The sequence below is a fragment of the Nonomuraea sp. NPDC049709 genome (assembly GCF_040674815.1).
GTDB lineage: Bacteria > Actinomycetota > Actinomycetes > Streptosporangiales > Streptosporangiaceae > Nonomuraea.
This window is the reverse complement of the sequence record NZ_JBFANM010000067.1, coordinates 1-19,196: the sequence shown is the minus strand read 5'-3', so window position 1 is coordinate 19,196 and position 19,196 is coordinate 1. Positions and strand designations below refer to the sequence as shown.

Annotated in this window: 15 protein-coding genes; 10 read left to right on the top strand and 5 right to left on the bottom strand. The window is 73.8% G+C overall.

The features are described from left to right. Positions 1-20 precede the first annotated feature (20 nt). From AB0J69_RS45890 to AB0J69_RS45855, 8 genes are read left to right on the top strand one after another with little or no spacing between them, the layout of a single operon-like run. Entirely contained in the window at positions 21-803 is a 783-nt protein-coding gene (locus AB0J69_RS45890) for an alpha/beta hydrolase (RefSeq protein ID WP_364131857.1), read from the top strand. Continuing rightward, entirely contained in the window at positions 800-1,294 is a 495-nt protein-coding gene (locus tag AB0J69_RS45885) for a hypothetical protein (RefSeq protein WP_364131856.1), read from the top strand. The genes AB0J69_RS45890 and AB0J69_RS45885 overlap by 4 nt, the downstream gene beginning before the upstream one ends. Beyond that, positions 1,291-2,301 carry a right-handed parallel beta-helix repeat-containing protein gene (locus tag AB0J69_RS45880; RefSeq protein ID WP_364131854.1) on the top strand — a complete coding sequence of 337 codons (1,011 nt, stop codon included), beginning with the start codon at positions 1,291-1,293 and terminating at the stop codon, positions 2,299-2,301. The genes AB0J69_RS45885 and AB0J69_RS45880 overlap by 4 nt, the downstream gene beginning before the upstream one ends. After that, positions 2,298-3,236: an ABC transporter ATP-binding protein gene (locus AB0J69_RS45875; protein WP_364131852.1), complete on the top strand. Its 939-nt coding sequence runs from the start codon at positions 2,298-2,300 to the stop codon at positions 3,234-3,236. Before AB0J69_RS45880 ends, AB0J69_RS45875 begins: the two co-directional genes overlap by 4 nt. Positions 3,237-3,238: 2 nt before the next feature. Further along, a complete protein-coding gene (locus AB0J69_RS45870) occupies positions 3,239-4,417 on the top strand; it encodes an ABC transporter permease (protein ID WP_364131850.1) in 1,179 nt (392 codons plus the stop codon). Next, positions 4,414-5,601, top strand: coding sequence for an ABC transporter permease (locus tag AB0J69_RS45865; protein ID WP_364131849.1), 1,188 nt, complete (start codon positions 4,414-4,416; stop codon positions 5,599-5,601). Before AB0J69_RS45870 ends, AB0J69_RS45865 begins: the two co-directional genes overlap by 4 nt. Positions 5,602-5,616: 15 nt before the next feature. Beyond that, entirely contained in the window at positions 5,617-6,495 is an 879-nt protein-coding gene (gene rfbA / locus AB0J69_RS45860) for a glucose-1-phosphate thymidylyltransferase RfbA (RefSeq protein WP_364131847.1), read from the top strand. A gap of 14 nt (positions 6,496-6,509) precedes the next feature. Beyond that, on the top strand, positions 6,510-7,526 hold the full coding sequence (locus tag AB0J69_RS45855; RefSeq protein WP_364131845.1) for a hypothetical protein: 1,017 nt from the start codon (positions 6,510-6,512) through the stop codon (positions 7,524-7,526). A gap of 11 nt (positions 7,527-7,537) precedes the next feature. On the opposite strand, the gene AB0J69_RS45850 is transcribed toward AB0J69_RS45855, so the two are convergent. The 3 genes from AB0J69_RS45850 to AB0J69_RS45840 are packed head-to-tail and all read right to left on the bottom strand — an operon-like array spanning position 7,538 to position 11,236. Continuing rightward, positions 7,538-8,701, bottom strand: a complete 1,164-nt coding sequence (locus tag AB0J69_RS45850) for a cysteine desulfurase family protein (protein WP_364131919.1) — start codon at positions 8,699-8,701, stop codon at positions 7,538-7,540. Between the two features lie 5 nt (positions 8,702-8,706). Beyond that, positions 8,707-9,597 carry a hypothetical protein gene (locus AB0J69_RS45845; protein WP_364131843.1) on the bottom strand — a complete coding sequence of 297 codons (891 nt, stop codon included), beginning with the start codon at positions 9,595-9,597 and terminating at the stop codon, positions 8,707-8,709. 7 nt (positions 9,598-9,604) lie between these two features. After that, a complete protein-coding gene (locus AB0J69_RS45840; protein WP_364131841.1) occupies positions 9,605-11,236 on the bottom strand; it encodes a condensation domain-containing protein in 1,632 nt (543 codons plus the stop codon). A 195-nt stretch (positions 11,237-11,431) separates the two neighbouring features. On the opposite strand from AB0J69_RS45840, the gene AB0J69_RS45835 reads away from it, so the two are divergent. Then, positions 11,432-11,683 carry a phosphopantetheine-binding protein gene (locus AB0J69_RS45835; protein ID WP_364131840.1) on the top strand — a complete coding sequence of 84 codons (252 nt, stop codon included), beginning with the start codon at positions 11,432-11,434 and terminating at the stop codon, positions 11,681-11,683. Positions 11,684-11,745: 62 nt separating this feature from the next. On the opposite strand, the gene AB0J69_RS45830 is transcribed toward AB0J69_RS45835, so the two are convergent. Both AB0J69_RS45830 and AB0J69_RS45825 read right to left on the bottom strand, forming a co-directional pair. Beyond that, positions 11,746-13,272: an amino acid adenylation domain-containing protein gene (locus AB0J69_RS45830; RefSeq protein WP_364131838.1), complete on the bottom strand. Its 1,527-nt coding sequence runs from the start codon at positions 13,270-13,272 to the stop codon at positions 11,746-11,748. 63 nt (positions 13,273-13,335) lie between these two features. Next, positions 13,336-14,697, bottom strand: a complete 1,362-nt coding sequence (locus tag AB0J69_RS45825) for a condensation domain-containing protein (RefSeq protein WP_364131836.1) — start codon at positions 14,695-14,697, stop codon at positions 13,336-13,338. A gap of 333 nt (positions 14,698-15,030) precedes the next feature. On the opposite strand from AB0J69_RS45825, the gene AB0J69_RS45820 reads away from it, so the two are divergent. After that, a partial coding sequence (locus AB0J69_RS45820; protein WP_364131917.1) for a beta-ketoacyl synthase N-terminal-like domain-containing protein occupies positions 15,031-19,196 on the top strand: 4,166 nt, incomplete at its 3' end.

Genomic DNA, 19,196 nt, shown 5'->3' with positions numbered 1-19,196 from the left:
CGAGCGACCTGGAGAACTCGATGTTGGAATTCACCGCCGAGCACGTGCCCGGCGACGGCAGGCCGGCCGTGGTGTTCATGTCCGCGCTGTTCGCCGGTGGCTGGATCTGGGACCACCCCTTCCACCGGCTGGCCGCGGGCGGGTGGCCGGTGCTGCGCACGAACGAGGCGATCTGCGCGCTGGACCGCCAGGTGGCCGGGTCGATCGAACGGCTCGGCGACGCGCTGCTGCGGGCCTGCGACGACGCCGGGGTGGCGGAGGCCGTCGTGTGCGCCAACTCGCTCGGCGGGCTGGTGGCCATCGATCTGGCGGGCCGCCACGCCGACCGGGTGCGCGGGATCGTCGTGAGCGGCGCCCCCGGCCTGACCCCCGACCCCGACGTCGGCCTGAGCTTCGACCGGCGGGGGAGCGTGCGCCCGTTCGGCGAGGAGTTCGGCGAGCGGATGGTGGCGGCCCTGTTCCACAGCGGGCGCAGCCACTTCGCCCCCGAGCGCATGGCCGAGGCCGGTGCCCTGCTGCAGCGCCCGGAGTCCATGGTCAGCATGGCCCGCAGTATCAAGGCCACCCGCCGGTACCAGGTCAGGCCGGCGCTGGACCGGGTGCGCTGCCCCTCCCTGTACGTCTGGGGACGGCACGACCGCATGACCCCGGTCGCGCCCTGGCTGGACGTGCTGGCCGCGTACCCCGCGAACGAGGTGCTGGTCGTCGAGGACAGCGGCCACATCCCGATGGTCGAGTGCGCCGAGCGGTACACCGGAGCCCTGGAGTCCTTCGTCTCCCGCTTCGCCGGGGCCCTCGCGTGAGCGCCGCCGCCGCCCTCACGCGCGTGGACGCGCCGGCGGTCCTCATGGGCGTGGACATCGTGGAGTCCGACCGGCTGGCCAGGGCGGCGGCCCGTGGCGGCGAGGTGTTCACCCGGCACGTCTCCACCCCGGCCGAGCGGGCTCTGGGGCCGGGCGTGGCGGCGTTCTCCGTCAAGGAGAGCCTGATCAAGGCGGTCGGCGTCCGGCCGCCCGGCTTCACCTGGCACGACTTCGAGGCCGTGACGGCACCGCCCCCCGGCTGGGCCGCCCGGCTGCTGGAGGAGGCGGCCGCCGAACTGGCCGTCACCACAGGCGTGCCGCTGACTGGGGGCGCGTCCTACGCCGTCCGCGGCGCCAGCGCCCGAGCCGCCCTCGAACGCCTCCGCCCGGCCGACGGCGTCCCGGTGGGGGTCGCCCGGTGGGGGCGGGGCGACGGGTTGTTCGTGTCGCTGGCGGTCGTCTACGTCGAGGAAGAGGGGGTCCCGTCATGAGCAGAACGGTCCGGCCGGGCGAGTCGATCCAGCGGGTGCTGGACGAGTCCGGCCCCGGAGCGCGGATCGAGCTGGCCGAGGGCATCCATGCGGAAAGCGTGTGGATCAGGCACTCCGGCGTGACCCTGGTCGGCGCGGGCCCCGGCCGGACCGTCCTGGTCCCGGGCGACGGCGCGCCCCCCGACGTGCCCCGCCTGCACGACGCCGCGGCGGACGTGGTCAGCGGCGTCACCGTCTACGGCCAGGACGTCGCCGGCGTGCGCGTCGAGGGGCTGACCGTGCGCGGCTTCTCCGGCGCGGGCGTGTACGCGCACTCGGTCACCGGCGTCACCGTCCACCAGGTGGACGCGGAGGACAACGCCGTCTGGGGCGTCTACCTGCGCGAATCCACCGCCTGCCGGGTGACCGGCTGCCGCGCCTCGGGCAGCCAGTACGCCGGCGCCGCCTTGAGCTTCTGCCCCCTGTCCGATCACGAGATCGCCGGCAACGAGACCCGCGCCAACGCGTTCGGCCTCTTCGTCGACAACTCCTCCGGCGCCCGGGTGCTGAACAACACCTGCCACGGCAACGCGATCGGCATACTCATGATCAACCAGGTCTACGAGGGCGAGCCGCCCGGCGGGGTCACCGACTGCCTGGTGGCGGGCAACGAGCTGCACGGCAACGGCCTGGCCGCGGGCGCCGGGCCCGACGGGCTGGGCGCGGCGGGGCCGCCGATCTCGGGTGTCGGCCTCGCGCTGATCGGCACCCACCGGGTCAGCGTCGTGGACAACCACATCCACGACAACCACCCCAGCGGCGAGTCGGTCATGGGCGCCGCCTTCGTCCTGGGCTCCTCGCGCGGCTGGGGCGGCGACGACGTCCTCGACAGCCACGTGCTGTGGAACCGCGTGCACGGCAACACCCCGCTGGACTACCAGCTCGGGGCGGACCTGGCCCGCCAGGCCTTCGCCGCGAACACCGCCGACAAGGGCGACCCGCCCGACGCGCCGGGGTGGCGGCGATGACGGACACCCTCTCCTGCCACGGCCTGAGCAAGCGGTACGGCGACGTCACCGCGGTCGAGGACGTCGGCTTCGCCATCGCCCCCGGCGAGGCGTACGGGCTGCTCGGCCCCAACGGCGCGGGCAAGACCACCACGATCTCCATGCTCGTGGGCCTGCTGCGCCCCGACGCCGGCGGCGTTCGGGTGGGCGGCGTGGACCTGGCCGCCGAACCGATGCGCGCCAAGGCCAAGATCGGCTACGTCCCCCAGGAGATCGCCCTCTACCCGGAGCTGACCGGTCGCGAGAACCTGCGCTTCTTCGGCCGCCTGTTCGGCCTGCCGCGCCGCGAGCTGGCCGGGCGGATCGACGAGGTGCTCGACCTGGTCGGGCTCGCCGTCCGGGCCGACAGCAAGCTCGCCACGTACTCCGGCGGGATGAAGCGGCGCATCAACATCGGCGCCGCGCTCCTGCACCGGCCGGAGGTGCTGATCCTGGACGAGCCGACCGTGGGCGTGGACCCGCAGAGCCGCAAGGCCATCCTCGACGGCGTCGAGCAGCTGGTGGAGGACGGCATGTCGCTGCTGTACACCTCCCACTACATGGAGGAGGTCGAGCGCGTGTGCGACCGCGTGGCGATCATCGACCACGGCCGGATCATCGCCGAGGGCACCCGCCAGGAGCTGATCTCCCTGGTCGGCAGCGCCGACAAGGTGGAGCTGTCGCTGGACGGCGACGTGGAGACCGCCCTGGCCAAGCTCCGCACGGTCGAGGGCGTCATCGAGGCGGTCAGGACCGGCGCCACGTCCATCCGGCTGATCACCGAGGGCGGCAGGTACCTGCTCCCCTCGCTCATCACCGCCGTGGACGGCTGCGCCACCGTGACGGCCACCCAGGTGATCGAACCGGACCTGGAGGCCACGTTCCTCCACCTCACCGGCAGCACCCTCAGGGACTGACCATGTGGAGAGCACTCGTCGCGGTGAGCGCGCTGGAACTCCGCACCCGGCTGCGCGACGGCACCGCCCTGGTCATCGCGCTGATCGTCCCGGTGACCCTGGCCACGCTGTTCAGCCTGGTCCTCGGCGGAGACGACCCGCCGCTGCGGGCGACGGTGGGGTTCGTGGACCTGGACGGCGGCGAGTTCCCCGCGAGCGTACGCCGCGAGGTGCTGGCCTCGGAGGAGCTGCGGGGCAGCGTGACCCTGCGCGACCTGCCCGGCCGGCAGCAGGCGCAGCAGGCCCTGGACGCCGACGAGATCGGCTCGGCCATCGTCTTCCCCGCCGGGTTCAGCCGGAGCGTGGGCGCCGGGGAGGGCGGCGACGTGGCCGTCCTGACCTCTCCGAAGTCGCCCCTGGCCGGCGTGGTGGCCGGCGCCATCGTCGACCGCATCTCCGCCCTGGTGGACGCCAGGACGCTCGCGGTACGCGCCGCACTGCTGGCCGGAGTGCCCGGCGACGAGGTCAAGGAGCTGGTGGAGCGCAACGGCGCCGCCGGACCCGCCCTGACCCTGGCCGGCGACCCGCTGTCCGGCGGCAAGGTGGACCTGTCGGTCTACTACGGCTCCGGCATGGCGGCGCTGTTCGCCTTCTTCGTGGTCGGAGCCTCCTTCCGCGGCCTGCTCACCGAGCGCAAGCTCGGCACGCTCGACCGGATGCGCGCCGGGCCGCTGGCCGTGTGGGTGCCGTTCGCCGGCAAGGCCGCCGTGGGATTCACCCTGGCCCTGGTCAGCGTCTGCGTCACCTGGGCGGCCTCGGTGCTCGTCTCCGGCGCGACCTGGGGCGATCCGGCGGCCGTGTTCGTGGTGCTGCTGGCGCACGTGCTGGCCGCCGCGGCGATCACCATGCTGGTGGCCAGCCGGGTCAGGACCGACGCGCAGGCCGACGGCGTGCTCATGGTGGTCTCGTTCGTGATGGCCTTCCTCGGGGGCAGCCTCGTGCCGACGCACAACCTCCCCGGCGTGCTGCAGGGCGCCGCCCTGCTCACCCCGAACGGGTGGACGTCCCGGGCGCTCACCGAGCTGGCCGGCTCCGGCTCGGGGCCGGCCGCCGTGGCCGGGCCCGTCGCCGTCCTGTGCGCGATCGCGCTGGTCGCGGGCGTCCTGGCCGTGATCGGGCTGAAGAAGGGAATGCTGCTGTGACCGCGAGCCCCCGGCCCGTCCTGGCGCTGGTGTCCGCCAACCTGCGGCGGCACGCCCGCGACCGGGTCGGCCTGTTCTTCATGGTGGTCATGCCGTTCGTGTCCATCGTCTTCGTCGGGATGGCCATCGGGGGCGGTACGGACCGGCTGCCCGTCGGCGTGGTCGCCCACGGCTCCGACCCCGTCACCACCGCCCTGCTGGCCGAGCTGCGCGGCCGCCCCGACCTGGAGATCAGCGTGGCGGGTTCGGCGGCGGAGCTGCGCTCCGGCGTGCGCGCGGGCTCGCTGGCCGCCGGGCTGGTGATCCCGCGGGACCCCGCCCGCCTCGAACTCGTCGTGACCCAGACCAACGGCAGCGGCCTGGCCGCCCGCAGCGCCATCGACGTCGCGGTGGGCAGGGTGGCCGCCGTCCAGGAGGCCACCAGGGCGGCCATGGCGGCCGGCGCCACCCCGGACCGGGCCGCCGCGTACGTCCGGCAGGCGCAGGCGGAGTCGGGCCGGGTCGCCGTGAGCGGCGCCGCCCCGGACCGCGCCGCCCCGGACCGCGCCGCCCCGGACCGCGCCGCCACCTCCGCCGACCCGCGCGGCTTCGCCTACACGGCCCCGGCCAACCTGCTGCTGTTCACCTTCATCAACTCCATGGCCGTGGCCGCGGCCCTGGTCGAGAGCCGCCGGCTCGGCATGATCCAGCGCGCGCTCACCGCCCCCGTCCGGCGCCGGTCGGTGCTGCTCGGCGAGGCGCTGAGCCGGTTCATCGTGGCGCTCGCCCAGGCCGTGCTGATCGTCGTGGTCAGCGCGCTGGCGTTCGGCATCTCGTGGGGCGACCCGCTCGGCGTGGCGGCCGTCGTGGTCGCGTTCTCGCTGGTGGCCACGGGCGCGGCGCTCCTGGTCGGCACCCTGCTGCGCTCGCCCGACCAGGCCCCCGCGATCGGCCCCCCGCTCGGCGTGGTCCTCGGCATGCTCGGCGGCTGCCTGTGGCCGCGCGAGTCGTCGGGCGAGGTGATCAACGCCATCGGCCACCTCTTCCCGCACGCCTGGGGGATGGACGCGCTGCTGACCCTCGCCCAGCCCGGCACCGGCCTCACCGCCGTGCTGCCCCAGGTCGCCGTGCTGGCCGGGATGGCCGCGCTGCTGCTGGGTGCCGCGCTGGCCCTGTTCAGCCGCCGTGCACTGACCGGCATCTAGAAAGGACGGGTCGCGATGAAGGGCATCCTGCTCGCCGGAGGGAGGGGCACCCGGCTGCTGCCCACCACGCTGGCGGTCTCCAAGCAACTCCTGCCGGTCAACGACAAGCCGCTGGTGTACTTCCCGCTGTCGGTGCTGATGCTGGCGGGCATCAGGGACATCCTGCTGATCACCACGCCGGAGGACCTGCCCCAGCTGCACCGGCTCCTAGGCGACGGCTCCCACCTCGGCCTGCGCATCGCGTACGCCGAGCAGCCCGAACCCAACGGCATCGCCGAGGCGCTGGTGATCGGGGCCGAGCACATCGGCGGCGGCCCGGTCGCGCTCATCCTCGGCGACAACGTCTTCCACGGCTACTCCTTCCAGGAGCTGCTCCGGCAGGAGTGCCGCGACGTGGACGGCTGCGTGCTGTTCGGCTACCCGGTCAGCGACCCCCACCGGTACGGCATCGCCGAGGCCGACGCCGCCGGCAGGCTGCTGTCCATCGAGGAGAAGCCGGCCGCGCCCCGGTCCAACCAGGCCGTCGTCGGCCTCTACCTCTACGACGGCGAGGCCGTCGACATCGCCAAGAACCTCAGCCCCTCCGCCCGTGGCGAGCTGGAGATCAGCGACGTCAACCGGGCCTATCTGGAGCGTGGCAAGGCGAAGCTGGTCAATCTCGGCCGTGGCTTCGCCTGGATCGACGCGGGGACGCCGGAGTCCCTCCTGCAGGCCGGGCAGTACGTCCAGCTCCTGGAGCAACGGCAGGGCGTCCGGATCGCCTGCCTGGAGGAGATAGCCCTGCGCATGGGCTACATCGACGCCGGGGAATGCCACCGGCTCGGCGCCGCACTCGGTAATTCCGGCTACGGCCAGTACGTGCTCTCGGTGGCGGAGCAGTTCGGGAAGAAATAAGGGGAGGCAGGACCATGACGTTGATGACGTCGTTCACGGGCAGGCCGCCGGCCGGCGGGGCCCACGTGACGGACGTGTACCGCTATGCGGCGCGCAAGGGCGCCATAGAGGCGTTCGAGGTGGCGGCCGCGGATCTGGGGATCGGGACGGGGGAGCTGATGGAGGCGGTGCGGCATCTGGTCGAGAGCCGCCTGCTGCGCCCGGACGAGGAAGGGGGCGAGCGGTACGTACCGGTCGATCCCGAGCTGGCCGCCGCCTCTCTCGTGTCCACCGTGGAGCGGGAGATCTACCGGCGCAGGGAGTTGATCGACCAGATCCGCGAGCGGATCGGGCTGTTCGAGGTCCGGCCGGACGACGCCAGGGGCTCGGCCCCGAGCACGGTGGAGTACCTGGTGGGGACCATGGAGGTGCGCGGCTTCCTGAAGACGGCCGGCGACGCCTGCCGCGACGAGGTGCTGGTGTTACAGGCGGGCGGTGTGGTCGAGGACCTGGCGGAGACCTTCCTGACCCTGGTGGCCAGGGGAGTCACCGTGCGCATCATCTGCCAGCACCGCAACCGGGCCGACGTGGGCACCCGGATGCGGATGAAGCGGCTGACCGACGCGGGCGCGGCGATCTACACCGTCAGCCACGTGCCGAGGTCGGCCATCGTCTTCGACCGGTCGCTGGTCGTGCTGTTCGGCGTGGACGACGCGGAGCCCGGTGAGTCCGACGTCATCGAGGCCAACGTCGCCCGCGTGCACAACCAGGGGATCGCCCAGTTCTTCCTGGACCTGTTCAACCACCTGTGGGAGACGGCCACCCCGCTGGTGGGCATCGAGTTCGGCTACGCGGACGTGGCCGACGACCTCCAGCAGTCCATCGCGGCCCTGATGGCCAAGGGCTACACCGACGAGGTGGTGGCCAGGAAGCTGGGCATGTCGGTGCGGAGCTGCCGCCGGCACATCGCCACGATGATGCGGGACCTCGACGCGACCAGCCGGTTCCAGGCGGGGGTCCAGGCGGCCAGGAAGTTCCTCCAGACCGGCTGACCCCCGGTGCCTCAGCCCTGGCCGGGTGTGGCGACCGCCACGCCGGCCAGGGCCCGGGCGCGCTCGACGACCAGCTCGACGCCGAGCACCAGGTCCTCGAACGGCATCCGGGGGTCCAGGCACATCCGGACCGAGCAGTTGGCGTCCTCGGCGTCGACGCCGATGGCGGTCAGCACGTAGGAGGGCTCCTGGGAGCCGGAGTTGCACGCCGACCCGGTCGACAGGGCCACCGACCGCAGGCTGGAGACCAGGCTCTCGCCGCGCACGCCGGGCAGCACCACGCTCAGCACGTGTGGCACGCCCGCGTCCGGGTCCCCGTTGACCCGCACGCCCGGGATCCCGGCCCTGAGGATGTCCAGCGCCGTGGCGCGCAGCCGGCGGACCCGCCGCCACTCGGCGTCCAGCCGGTCCGCGGCCAGCTCGCACGCCTTGCCCAGCCCGACCACGAGGTGGGTGGGGATCGTGCCGCTGCGCAGCGCGTGCTGGCCGCCGCCGTACATCACCGGCCGCAGCCGGTGGCGGATCTCCTGCCGTACGTACAGGGCGCCGACGCCCTTCGGGCCGTGGATCTTGTGGGCCGAGATCGACAGGGTGTCGGCCTCCGCCTCCCGCACCTCGATCGGGATGCGCCCGGCGGCCTGGGCGGCGTCCACGTGCAGCAGGGCGCCGGCCGCGTGGCAGAGCGCGGCCATCGCCGCCACCGGCTGCACGACGCCGATCTCGCTGTTGACCCACGCGGCCGTGGCCACCCGGGTGTTCAGGTCGATCTGCCCGGCGAGGTGGTCCAGGTCCACCCGGCCGCTCGGCAGCACCCGCATGGTCCTGGTCTCGACGCCGCGGGCGGCCAGCGCCTGCCCCACGGCCAGCGAGGACTTGTGGTCGGTCGGGCAGAAGACGCCGTTGACCGGGGCGGTGTCGTGGTGGGCGAACATGCCGAGCAGCGCGATGTTGTTGCTCTCGGTCGCGCCCGAGGTGAACACGATCTCGCCGGGGTCGGCCCCGATCAGCCGGGCCGCGGACTCGGTGGCCGCGTCCACCGCCCGTCTGGCCCGCTTGCCCATGACGTGCGGGGAGGAGGGGTTGCCGTACTCCTCCCGCAGGAACGGCAGCATGGCGTCGAGCACCTCGTCGTCCACCCGCGTGGTGGCGCAGCCGTCCAGGTAGATGACCTTCATCGGGGTCACCGCCGGAACGTGCTGACGGTGACGAGGTTGCCGTAGATCTCCTCCTGGGACATCTCGCCGCTGCCGCCGGGGTCGGCGACGACCACCCGCATGCCGGGCAGGTCGTACAGGCTGAGCGCGATGTCCACGCCGGTCTCCACCGGCATCAGGCACTCGCCGGGCGCGAAGATCAGCAGGTTGCGGTGCCCGGCGCGGTACACCTCGGAGACCATCTCGGTGATCTCGCCGGCGCACCCCGTGATGCCGCAGCTGATCAGCGTCCGGTAGTTGCCGTCGGCGTCCAGGAAGGCCACCTCGGTGTCCCGGGAGCCCGAGTCGAGGAAGCGCTTCTCCAGCCGTCCCTGCTTGACGAACCGGTCGGCGGCCTTCTGGAAGCGGTACTTCAGCCAGGTCTCAGGGAAGGCGAGCGGGTGCTTCCGGCTCGGCAGGACGCTCTCCTGCGTCAGCCCGGCCTCGCACAGCGCCTTCTCGTAGGAGGCGGGCAGCGCGGCGAGGTTCGCCAGGAACTCCGCGCGCAGCTCGCTCGCCGGGCGGCCGGCGTTCGGCACGTACTGCCAGTCGTTGATGAGCAGCAGCAGCCGGACGTCCGCGCCGGTCTCGGCGTACTCCTGGAGCAGGTCCACCGACATCCGCCAGGTGTAGCCGGGGAAGATGCCCACGCGGCCGGCGATCCGGCGGCGCATGGTCTCGTCCTGGTGCTCCTCGATGACGCCGGGCGTCAGCCGCCCGGACGCGGGGTCCTCGAACAGCATGAAATGGCCACCCATGATGACCAGGTCGCCGAGGTCGCCGCCGGGCAGTTCGCGGGAGATCGCCTGGCGCAGCTCCTGCTCCGAGGCGACCAACCGGCGGCTTTTGACCACCTGGCCGGTAAGAGCTTGGTTCATGATGCGTTCACTCCGAGTTGCTAGGGATCTGGCTGGACGGTGTCCGCCGGCGGGCGGCCAACCGCCCCGCCAGCGCGGCCAACGGTGCGGGACCGGCGAGCTGCTGGAGGGACAGGCCCTCCCAGCCGCGCCTGCCCAGGTCGGCCAGCACCTGCGGGATGCGCAGGGCCTGGCCTCCGGCGAGCGTGTAGCTGTGGGAAGGGTCGATGTGGGCCAGGCCGTGCGCGTCCCGCACGGCCTCGGCCAGCGCCTGTACGGCCGCGGGCGGCGGCTCTCCGGTCGCGGCAGCGTCCCGGCTCCGGACGGCGGGCCGGGGCGGCGCGAACGCGGCCTGCCCGGCCGCCTCACTGATCCGCAGGTCGGCCGCGGGGTCGTCGTGCGCGAGCACCAGGGCCTCCAGGCCGCGCAGGAACCGCTCGACGGAGGCGGCGTCCATGACCGAGGACATGGCGTGGAGCGACAGGGAGACGGCGTCACACCACTGGTCGACGCGCAGGTACGTGTCCAGGCCGCAGTGCGCCCACGACTCCGGCTCCGGGTTCCAGGTGAAGGCGCTGCGCCGGCCGCCGTACTCCTTGGTGCGCTGCTTGATGAAGTTGACCTCCGACCCCAGCCGCACCTCCCCGCCACGTGCGGACCCCTCGCGCGACACCATCTCGACGACCTTGTCGTAGGGCACGTACGCGTGCTCCCCGGCCCGCCCGAAGCTCTCCGACACCCGCCGCAGCAGCTCCCCGAACCCCGGGTCGCCGGAGCAGTCCACCCTGACCAGCATCGGGGAGAACATGCAGGTCATCACGTCCGGGTACGGATGCGTCTGCCGGTTGCTGACGAACGACAGGAACCCCACCGACTCCTGGCCGGTGTAGAGCGCCATCATGGCCGTGTACGCGGCCAGGTGCACCAGCGACGGCCACACCCCGTGCCTGCCCGCGATGCGCTGCCCGGCCGCCAGCAGCGCGGGCGAGATCAGCGTCGCGTGTCTGGCCACGGGCCCCTCCGCCGGCCCGCGCCGGCCCGCGAACGGATCGAGGGGCAGCCGCGCCACCTCCTCCTGCCAGTGCGCCATGGCGCGCGCCGCCACGATGGCCGCGTCCGCGGACGCCTCGTGGCGGGCCAGGTCGGACGGCTGGTGCCGGACCGGGGCCAGCGCGACCTGGCGGCGGGCGGCGGAGGCGGCAGACTGCGTCCGCAGCTCCCGTTTGATCTCCCCCAGCGTCCAGACGTCCACGGCCAGGTGGTTGAGCACCAGCACGCACTGCTTCGGGGCGCCTCCCGTGGTGATCAGGCAGGCGCGGATCGGCCACTCGCCGGCCAGGTCGAACGGCCGCCGGGTGAGCTCGTCGATCACGTCCGCGGGGGTGGCGGTGCCGTCCCGCTCCGTGGAGACCTCGGTCACCGGCAGCGCGCGCGGCGGATCGACCCGCTGCTCGGGCTCGGGTCCGAGATGGTACGTCGTCCGCAGGACCTCGTGCCGGCGGGTGAGATGGGTGAGCAGCGCCCGGCAGCGGGCGGTCGTGAGCCCGTCGGGCACCCGGAAGCGCAGCACCACGTGCGTCTCGTGCTGGTGCTCCGGCGGCAGCTGATGGACGCGCAGCCACATGTAACGCTGCCCCCAGCACAGGCTCGCTGATTTCATCAGGCATTCACCTCTACGGATTACGCAACACCCGAATACAATGAGAATTGGTCTTTCCCGGCCGCGGGGCAATGGGTGCGCAATGGCCGGTTCGGCGCGGGACAAGCTGCCAGCCAGGCCGCTCTTGACCGGGCCCCGGGATTTTCGGCAGCCTCTTCTCACAAAGTGATGAATCCGTGAGATGGGGGCATCGCCATGCTGGAAATACCGGATGGTTTCCAGAGCCTTTTGCGGACGCATCTGCCGTACGCGGATGCCGGGGCTCTGGCGGCTCACGACGAGCTGGGCGCGCTCGGGCTCGACTCGATGGGGGTCGTGCGGCTGCTGGTCGACGTCGAGAACGCGTACGGGGTCGAGCTGCCCGACGAGCTGCTGAACGAGGCGACGTTCGCCACGGTCGGCTCGCTCTGGCAGACGCTGGCCTCGTGGTGGCCGCCACTCCGCTGACCACCGCTGCCCACTGCTGATCACCTGTCACCGGCCCGCGGCCGATCGCGCCGCGCGGCCGGTCAGCCGTTCAGCGCCGCCGCCGTGGCGCGGCGGTCCACCTTGCCGTTGGCGTTCAGGGGGAGCTCGTCCAGCAGGGTGACCGAGCGCGGCACCATGTAACCGGGCAGCACCGCCGCGACCCCCTTGACCAGAGCCACCGGATCCAGGTCCACGCCGGTGCAGGCGGCCTCCAGCGCCGGCTCGCCGTCCGCGTCCGGCACCGCCAGCACGACCGCCTCGTGCACGCCCGGCTGGTCCCGCAGGGCGGCCTCGACCTCGCCCAGCTCCACCCGATGCCCCGAGATCTTGACCTGCTGGTCCAACCGGCCCAGGTGCACCAGCAGCCCGTCACGCCAGGCCACCCGGTCCCCGGTCCGGTACCACAGCTCCGGCGCCACCGTGGACCCCGCCGGCTCCGCCGGGGTCGCCCGTACGCCGTCGAAAGCCACGAAGCGCCCCGCGTTCACCTCGGGGTCGTGGTAGCCGGGGAAGCGCTGCACGCCGCGCAGGCACAGCTCGCCCTCGGCGGCGGGCCGGCCCGCACCGTCCAGCACGAGCCGCTCCACCCCCGGGTACGGCAGGCCGATCGGCACCGTCCCGTTGGCCGGCTCCGGCCAGCGCGACCGGTCGGCCGGCAGGCGGTACTCGGTGCAGCTGATGGTCAGCTCCGTCGGGCCGTACAGGTTCTCCAGGACGCTGCCCGGCGCGGCCACCCGCCACGCGTCCGCCTGCCGCACGGTCAGCGGCTCCCCGCAGAACAGGCTCCAGCGCAGCGACGGCATCGCCCCGGGCGCCAGCCGGCGCAGCCGCATGGCCATCGACACCACCGACGGCACGCTGAACCAGTGGGTCAGCCGCTCGCGGGAGACGAAGGCGACCGGCTTGAGCAGGTCGTACGGGCCCGGCACGACCAGCGTGGCCCCGCCGCCCCAGGCGGCGAACATGTCGAACACCGACAGGTCGAAGGTCAGGTCGAAGGTCTGCGACACGCGGCAGCCGGGGGCGAGCTCGTAGCGGGGGACCACGTGGGTCAGGTACGCGTCCACGCTGCTGTGGCGCAGCGGCACGCCCTTCGGCACGCCGGTGGAGCCCGAGGTGAACAGGAGGTACGCCAGGTCGTCCACCCCGGCCCGGAGCGTGTCGGGCAGGCCGCGCGGCGGGGCGTCCAGCCGGTCCAGGCGCAGCGACAGCGTGGCGGCGGGCAGCACGGGCGGGCGCAGGGCGGCGTCGGCCAGGACGAGGTCGAGCCCGGCGGCCCCGGCCACCGCCCGGTTGCGCGCGGCGGGCGCGGCGGGGTTCAGCGGGACGGCGGTCGCGCCGAGCCGCTGGATCGCCAGGTAACCGGCGTAGGCGAGGACGCTGCGCGCCGCGTACAGGCCGACGCGGGCCGGCGGCTCGCCGCACGCGCCGACGATCTCGGCGGCCAGCCGCCGGGAGAGCGCGTCGAGCTCGGCGTAGGAGTGACGGGCCCCGCCCACCTCCAACGCGACCCGCTCGCCGTGGCGGGCGGCGGAGTCGGCGAACCACTGGTAAAGGGTGCGTTCCATGGCCTCTCCACAAGGGTGAGCGGCGGCTCGGGCAGGTCGGGCGCCGAGCGGCGACGGCGGCCGCTAGCGCGGCGGCTCGGGCAACTCGGGCGGGAACAGCGACGGCGGCATCGCGGCGCCCACGTTCCACAGGTCCTTCAGCGCGTGCTGCGGGTCGGTCACCGCCAGCCGCACGCCGGCCACGAGCGTCCGCATGATGTCGGTCATCGCCTCGGCCGGCAGCACCTCCGGGTCGGCCAGCATCAGCACGCTGGTGCACCCGCCGCGCACCTCCACCCGCACCCGGAACGCCTGACCGTACTGCTGGGCCACCGGGGTCCAGGCCAGCTCGGCCGGGCTGGGGTCGTGGGGGTCGCTGGGGCGGCGGTCCACCTGGATGTAGTTGAACCAGGCGCGGAACAGGTGGTTGACCCAGCAGCCGTGCTCCGGCCGCTCGCCCAGCTCGGCCGCCAGGGCGGCGATCCGGTCGAAGTCGTAGCAGGAGTGCCGGTAGGCCTTGGCGCTGGCCCAGTGCAGGCGCTTGAGGTGGTCGGCCAGCGTGGCACGCAGGTCCACGGCCGTGACGAACGGGATGAGCTGGTTCATCGTGCCCACGTTGTGCTGGTCCTCCGGGTCGAACCGGTTGGAGGACATCAGGCTCATCGTTACCCGGTCGGTGTCCAGGTGGCGGGCCAGCCCCGCGGCCACGAACGCCATCACCACGGCCGGGGCGGTCACCCCGTGCCGCTTCCCCGCCTCCGCCGCCAGGCCGCCCAGGCTCCGCGAGCGCAGCGTCAGCTCCAGCCGGTTGCGCTTGACCTTGGCCGGCAGCGTGGGCAGCCCGTCCATCAGGCCCTTGTCCAGCACCGCCCGCCAGTAGCGCTCCGAGCCCTCCTGGCGGGGCCGCCAGGACTCCTCCCGCTGCCGGCGCGCCAGCTCGCGCGGCGGCGGGCCCACGGCCGCCGTCGCCCGGGGATCGGCCGCCAGCGCCTTGAACTGGTCCTGGAGGTGGTGGATGGACCACAGGTCGACGATCAGGTGCGAGAACGTCAGCGACAGGTAGAGCGGCGTGCCCTCCGAGCTGACCAGCCGCCCGCGCCAGTTGGGGTCGCCGATCATGGAGAACGGCTTCGCCACCAGCTCCGCCTTGGTCAGCTCGAACTCGTTGGGGTCGGTGACCACGCGGGCGTCGTCGTGTTCGACCGGCGGTGCCATCGCGTCGTGGACGTGCTGGACCGGCCGGCCGTCGCGTACGTGGTAGGTGGTGCGCAACACCTCGTGCCGGTCCATGAGCCGCCGCAGCAGCTCCGTCACCCGGCCCGCGGAGAGGCCGCGCGCGTCCCAGGTGACCGGCAGGTTGGCCTCCGCCAGCCAGTCGTCCGGATAGCGCTCGATTTCGCGCCAGCTGAAGAGCTGGCCGTTGCTGAGCGGCGCCTCGACGGACATGTGACCCCCTCCGCAGCTTTCTCCGTCCGTCATTCATCGCGGACCGGAACGCCTCGGGTCAAGGGCACGGCCGGTGGTCGGCGGTGGCCACAAAAGGTGGCAACTATATGACGGCGGGCGGGGCGTGTGCCGGGGCGGAAAAGAACCTTATGGTCGCAGCAACTAAGTCATAGCCGCGAAATCGCACGGCTGTCGAGTAATTCTGCGCAGTCGTCCGGAAAAACCGTCGGCGTCATATTCGACGATCCCCGAGGCTGAGGTGGCGCTTTGATGACTGGCGAGTCGACACAGCGGACCGTGAACGATGTCCCCGTGGCCGTCGCCGTTGTCGGCATGGCCTGCCGGCTGCCGCGGGCCGCCGATCCCGGGCGGTTCTGGCGGCTGCTGCGCGAGGGCGTGGACGCGGTCACCGACGCGCCCGAGGGGCGGCGGCCGGCCGGCGCCGCGTACCGGCGCGGGGGGTTCCTGGAGGACGTCGACGGGTTCGACGCGGCCTTCTTCGGCATCTCGCCCAACGAGGCCGCGGTCATGGACCCGCACCAGCGCCTGGCGCTCGAGCTGGCCTGGGAGGCGCTGGAGAACGCGCGCGCGGTGCCCACGGCGCTGCGCGGGCGCGCCGCCGGGGTCTTCCTGGGCTCCATCTCCAACGACTACGCCGCGCTGCAGGACCGGCTCGGGGTCGGCGACCTCGGCCGGCACGCCTACACCGGCGCGAACCGGGCCATGATCGCCAACCGCGTCTCGTACGTCCTCGGCCTGCGCGGCCCCAGCCTGACCCTCGACACCGGCCAGTCGTCCTCGCTCGTGGCCGTCTGGATGGCCGCCGAGAGCCTGCGCCGGGGCGAGAGCGAGCTCGCCCTGGCCGGCGGGGTGAACCTGAACCTGCTGGCCGAGACCACCACCGCCATCGGCAACTTCGGCGCGCTGTCGCCCGACGGCCGCTGCCACGTCTTCGACCGCCGGGCCAACGGCTACGTGCGGGGCGAGGGCGGCGCGCTGGTGGTGCTCAAGCGGCTCCCGGACGCGCTGGCGGACGGCGACCCGGTGCACGCGGTGATCCTGGGCGGGGCGATCAACAACGACGGCGGCGGCGACGGGCTGACCGTGCCCAGCGGGAAGGCCCAGCAGGAGGTCATCACGCTCGCCTGCGCCACGGCCGGGGTGACGCCCGCGCAGGTCCAGTACGTGGAGCTGCACGGGACCGGCACCAAGGTGGGCGATCCGGTGGAGGCCGCGGCGCTCGGCGCCACGTACGGCGCCGCCCGCCCCGGCACCGAGCCGCTGCTGGTGGGCTCGGTCAAGACCAACATCGGCCACCTGGAGGGCGCCGCGGGCATCGCGGGGCTGCTGAAGGTGGTCCTGGCGCTCAAGCACCGCGAGCTGCCCCCCAGCCTGCACTTCGAGTCGCCACCGCCGGAGATCCCGCTGGAGGAGCTGCGCCTGCGCGTCGTCCGCAGCCCGCGGGACTGGCCGGACGGCGACGGGTCGCCGGTGGCCGGCGTCAGCTCCTTCGGCATGGGGGGCACCAACTGCCACCTCATCCTCACCGCGCCCCCCACGGACCTCCCCGCGCCTCCCACGCCGGCGTCCCCCTCCGGCCTCGCCACCGGCTCGGTGGAGGAGACCCCCCGGACGGTGCCGGAGGGGGCGTCGCACGCGCAGGCCGCGTCCTCCGCCCTCGTTCCCGGCTCCAGGCAGGCAGCGCCCTGGGCGCGTGTCGCCGACCCGGGAGAGGTGGCGCCGTGGGTGGTGTCGGCGCGGGCGGAAGGGGCGTTGCGGGCGCAGGCCGCGCGGCTCTCCGCGCCGGCCGGCGATCCGGCGGTGGAACCGGGCGACGTGGCGCTGAGCCTGGTGCGCACCCGGGCCGCCCTCGACCGGCGCGCGGTGATCCTCGCCGGCGACCGTGACACGCGCCTGGCGGCACTCGACGCGCTGGCCGCGGGCCGGCCGCACGACGCACTGGTGACCGGGACCGCCCCCGGCGGCGGTGCCGGTCACGAGACCGGCGGCAGCGGACGGGCCTTCGTCTTCCCCGGGCAGGGGTCGCAGTGGCCGGGAATGGCCCGCGACCTGGCGGCCGCCTCGCCGGTGTTCGCCGGGCGCCTGGCCGCGTGCGCCGACGCGCTCGCGCCCTTCACCGACTTCTCCCTCCTGGACGTGCTCCACGAACGCCCCGGCGCCCCCGGCCTGGACCGTGTGGACGTCGTCCAGCCCGCGCTCTGGGCGGTCATGGTCGGTCTCGCCGAGCTGTGGCGCGCCCACGGCGTCGAGCCCGGCGTGGTCGTCGGCCACTCCCAGGGCGAGATCGCCGCGGCCACCGTCATCGGCGCCCTGACCCTGTCCGACGCCGCCAGGGTCGTGGCCCTGCGCAGCCGCGCCATCGCGGGCATCGCCGGCAGCGGCGGCATGATGTCCGTCGCCGCCCCCCTCGACCTGGTGGAGCGGGCCATCGCGGACCTGGCCGCGCCCATCTCCGTCGCCGCCTTCAACGGGCCGCGCTCCGTCGTGGTCTCCGGCCCGCGCGAGGCGCTGGCGGAGCTGGCGGCACGGCTGGGCGACCACCCCACCAAGATCATCCCGGTCAGCTACGCCTCCCACTCGCCCGAGGTCGAGCAGGTACGCGACGAGGTCCTGGCCGCGCTCGCCCCGATCAGGCCGGTGAGCAGCGCCACCACGTTCGTCTCCACCCTCACCGGCGAGCCGATGGACACCGCCGGTCTCGACGCCGGCTACTGGTACCGCAGCCTGCGCCGGCCCGTACGCTTCGCGCAGGCCGTGCGGGTGGCGCTCGACGCGCGCTGCGAGCTGTTCGTCGAGTGCAGCCCGCACCCCGTGCTGGTGACCGGGGTGGAGGAGACCGCCGAGGCGGCCGGGCACGACGTGGCCGCGGTCGGCACGCTGCGCCGCGGCGAGGGCGGGCGCGAGCGGGTGGTGCGCTCGCTCGCCCAGGCGTACGCGTGGGGAGCCCCGGTGGACTGGGCCGGCCTCTGCGAGACGGACGGGGCCCGGATCGTCGACCTGCCCACCTACCCGTTCCAGCGCCGCAGCCACACCCCGCCGCTCACCGCCGGACGGAGGAGCCCCTCGCAGGTGGCAGCCCCGGCCGAGGTGGAGCCCGACGTGCCGGCCGCGCCGCGTTCCAGGGAGGAGCTTCGCGAGCTGGTGCTGTCCACCACCGCGCGGCTGCTCGGCTACGACGATGCGGCGGAGGTCGCGCCCGGCAGGACGTTCAAGGACCTGGGGCTGGAGTCGGCGTCCGGCGTCGAGCTGCGCGACCGGCTGCGCACGGCGACCGGGCTGCGGCTGCCGACCGGGCTGCTGTACGACCACCCGACGCCCGACCGGCTCAGCGCCCACCTGCACACGCTGCTGACCGGCGGCGACACCGCGGCGGCGCCCGCCGCCCCGGACACGGCATCGGACGACGACCCGATCGTGGTGGTCGGCATGGGCTGCCGGTACCCGGGAGAGGTCACCTCGCCGGAGGGCCTGTGGCGGCTGGTCGCCGGCGGCACGGACGCGATCGGCGAGTTCCCCGCCAACCGGGGGTGGGACCTCGACGCGATCCTCGCCGACGGCTCCGGCCGCACGGGGACCAGCGACACCAGGCACGGCGGGTTCGTCTACGACGCCGACCTGTTCGACGCCGCGTTCTTCGGCATCAGCCCGCGCGAGGCGGCGGCCATGGACCCGCAGCAGCGGCTGCTGCTGGAGGTCTGCTGGGAGGCCCTGGAGCGGGCCGGGATCGACCCCGCCCAGCTGCGCGGCTCGGCCACCGGCGTGTTCGTGGGCGCGATGGCCCCCGACTACGGTCCCCGGTTGCACCAGGCCACCGGCGTCGCGGGCGGCCACCTGCTCACCGGCACCGCGCTCAGCGTCGTCTCCGGGCGCATCTCGTACACGCTGGGCCTGCGCGGACCGGCCATCACCACGGACACGGCCTGCTCGTCCTCGCTGGTCTCGATCGTGCTCGCGGCGCAGTCGCTGCGGCGCGGGGAGTGCTCCATGGCGCTGGCCGGCGGCGTCACCGTGATGTCCAGCCCGGGGATGTTCGTGGAGTTCAGCAGGCAGAACGGGCTGTCCGCCGACGGCCGGTGCAAGGCGTTCTCCGCCTCCGCCGACGGCACCGGATGGGCCGAGGGCGCGGGCGTGCTGCTGCTCGAACGGCTCTCCGACGCCCGCCGCCACGGCCACCCCGTCCTCGCCGTGATCAAGGGTGGCGCGGTCAATCAGGACGGCGCCAGCAACGGCCTCACCGCGCCCAGCGGGCAGGCCCAGCAGGAGGTCATCCAGCGAGCCCTGGCCGACGCCGGGCTCACCGCCGCCGACATCGACGCGGTCGAGGCCCACGGCACCGGCACCCGGCTCGGCGACCCCATCGAAGCCGAGGCCATCACCGCCGTCTACGGGCGCGGGCGTCCGGCTGATCGTCCGGTGTGGCTGGGGTCGGTGAAGTCGAATATCGGGCATGCGCAGGCGGCTGCTGGTGTGGCGGGGGT

Bases quoted from the DNA above. Each gene is read 5' to 3' on its own strand.
- AB0J69_RS45875 (WP_364131852.1), top strand. From the start codon at position 2,298: ATGACGGACACCCTCTCCTGCCACGGCCTGAGCAAGCGGTACGGCGAC.
- AB0J69_RS45880 (WP_364131854.1), top strand. From the start codon at position 1,291: ATGAGCAGAACGGTCCGGCCGGGCGAGTCGATCCAGCGGGTGCTGGAC.
- AB0J69_RS45825 (WP_364131836.1), bottom strand. From the start codon at position 14,697: ATGTCCGTCGAGGCGCCGCTCAGCAACGGCCAGCTCTTCAGCTGGCGC.
- AB0J69_RS45835 (WP_364131840.1), top strand. From the start codon at position 11,432: ATGCTGGAAATACCGGATGGTTTCCAGAGCCTTTTGCGGACGCATCTG.
- AB0J69_RS45870 (WP_364131850.1), top strand. From the start codon at position 3,239: ATGTGGAGAGCACTCGTCGCGGTGAGCGCGCTGGAACTCCGCACCCGG.
- AB0J69_RS45855 (WP_364131845.1), top strand. From the start codon at position 6,510: ATGACGTTGATGACGTCGTTCACGGGCAGGCCGCCGGCCGGCGGGGCC.
- AB0J69_RS45845 (WP_364131843.1), bottom strand. From the start codon at position 9,597: ATGAACCAAGCTCTTACCGGCCAGGTGGTCAAAAGCCGCCGGTTGGTC.
- AB0J69_RS45850 (WP_364131919.1), bottom strand. From the start codon at position 8,701: ATGAAGGTCATCTACCTGGACGGCTGCGCCACCACGCGGGTGGACGAC.
- AB0J69_RS45830 (WP_364131838.1), bottom strand. From the start codon at position 13,272: ATGGAACGCACCCTTTACCAGTGGTTCGCCGACTCCGCCGCCCGCCAC.
- AB0J69_RS45840 (WP_364131841.1), bottom strand. From the start codon at position 11,236: ATGAAATCAGCGAGCCTGTGCTGGGGGCAGCGTTACATGTGGCTGCGC.
- rfbA (WP_364131847.1), top strand. From the start codon at position 5,617: ATGAAGGGCATCCTGCTCGCCGGAGGGAGGGGCACCCGGCTGCTGCCC.
- AB0J69_RS45890 (WP_364131857.1), top strand. From the start codon at position 21: ATGTTGGAATTCACCGCCGAGCACGTGCCCGGCGACGGCAGGCCGGCC.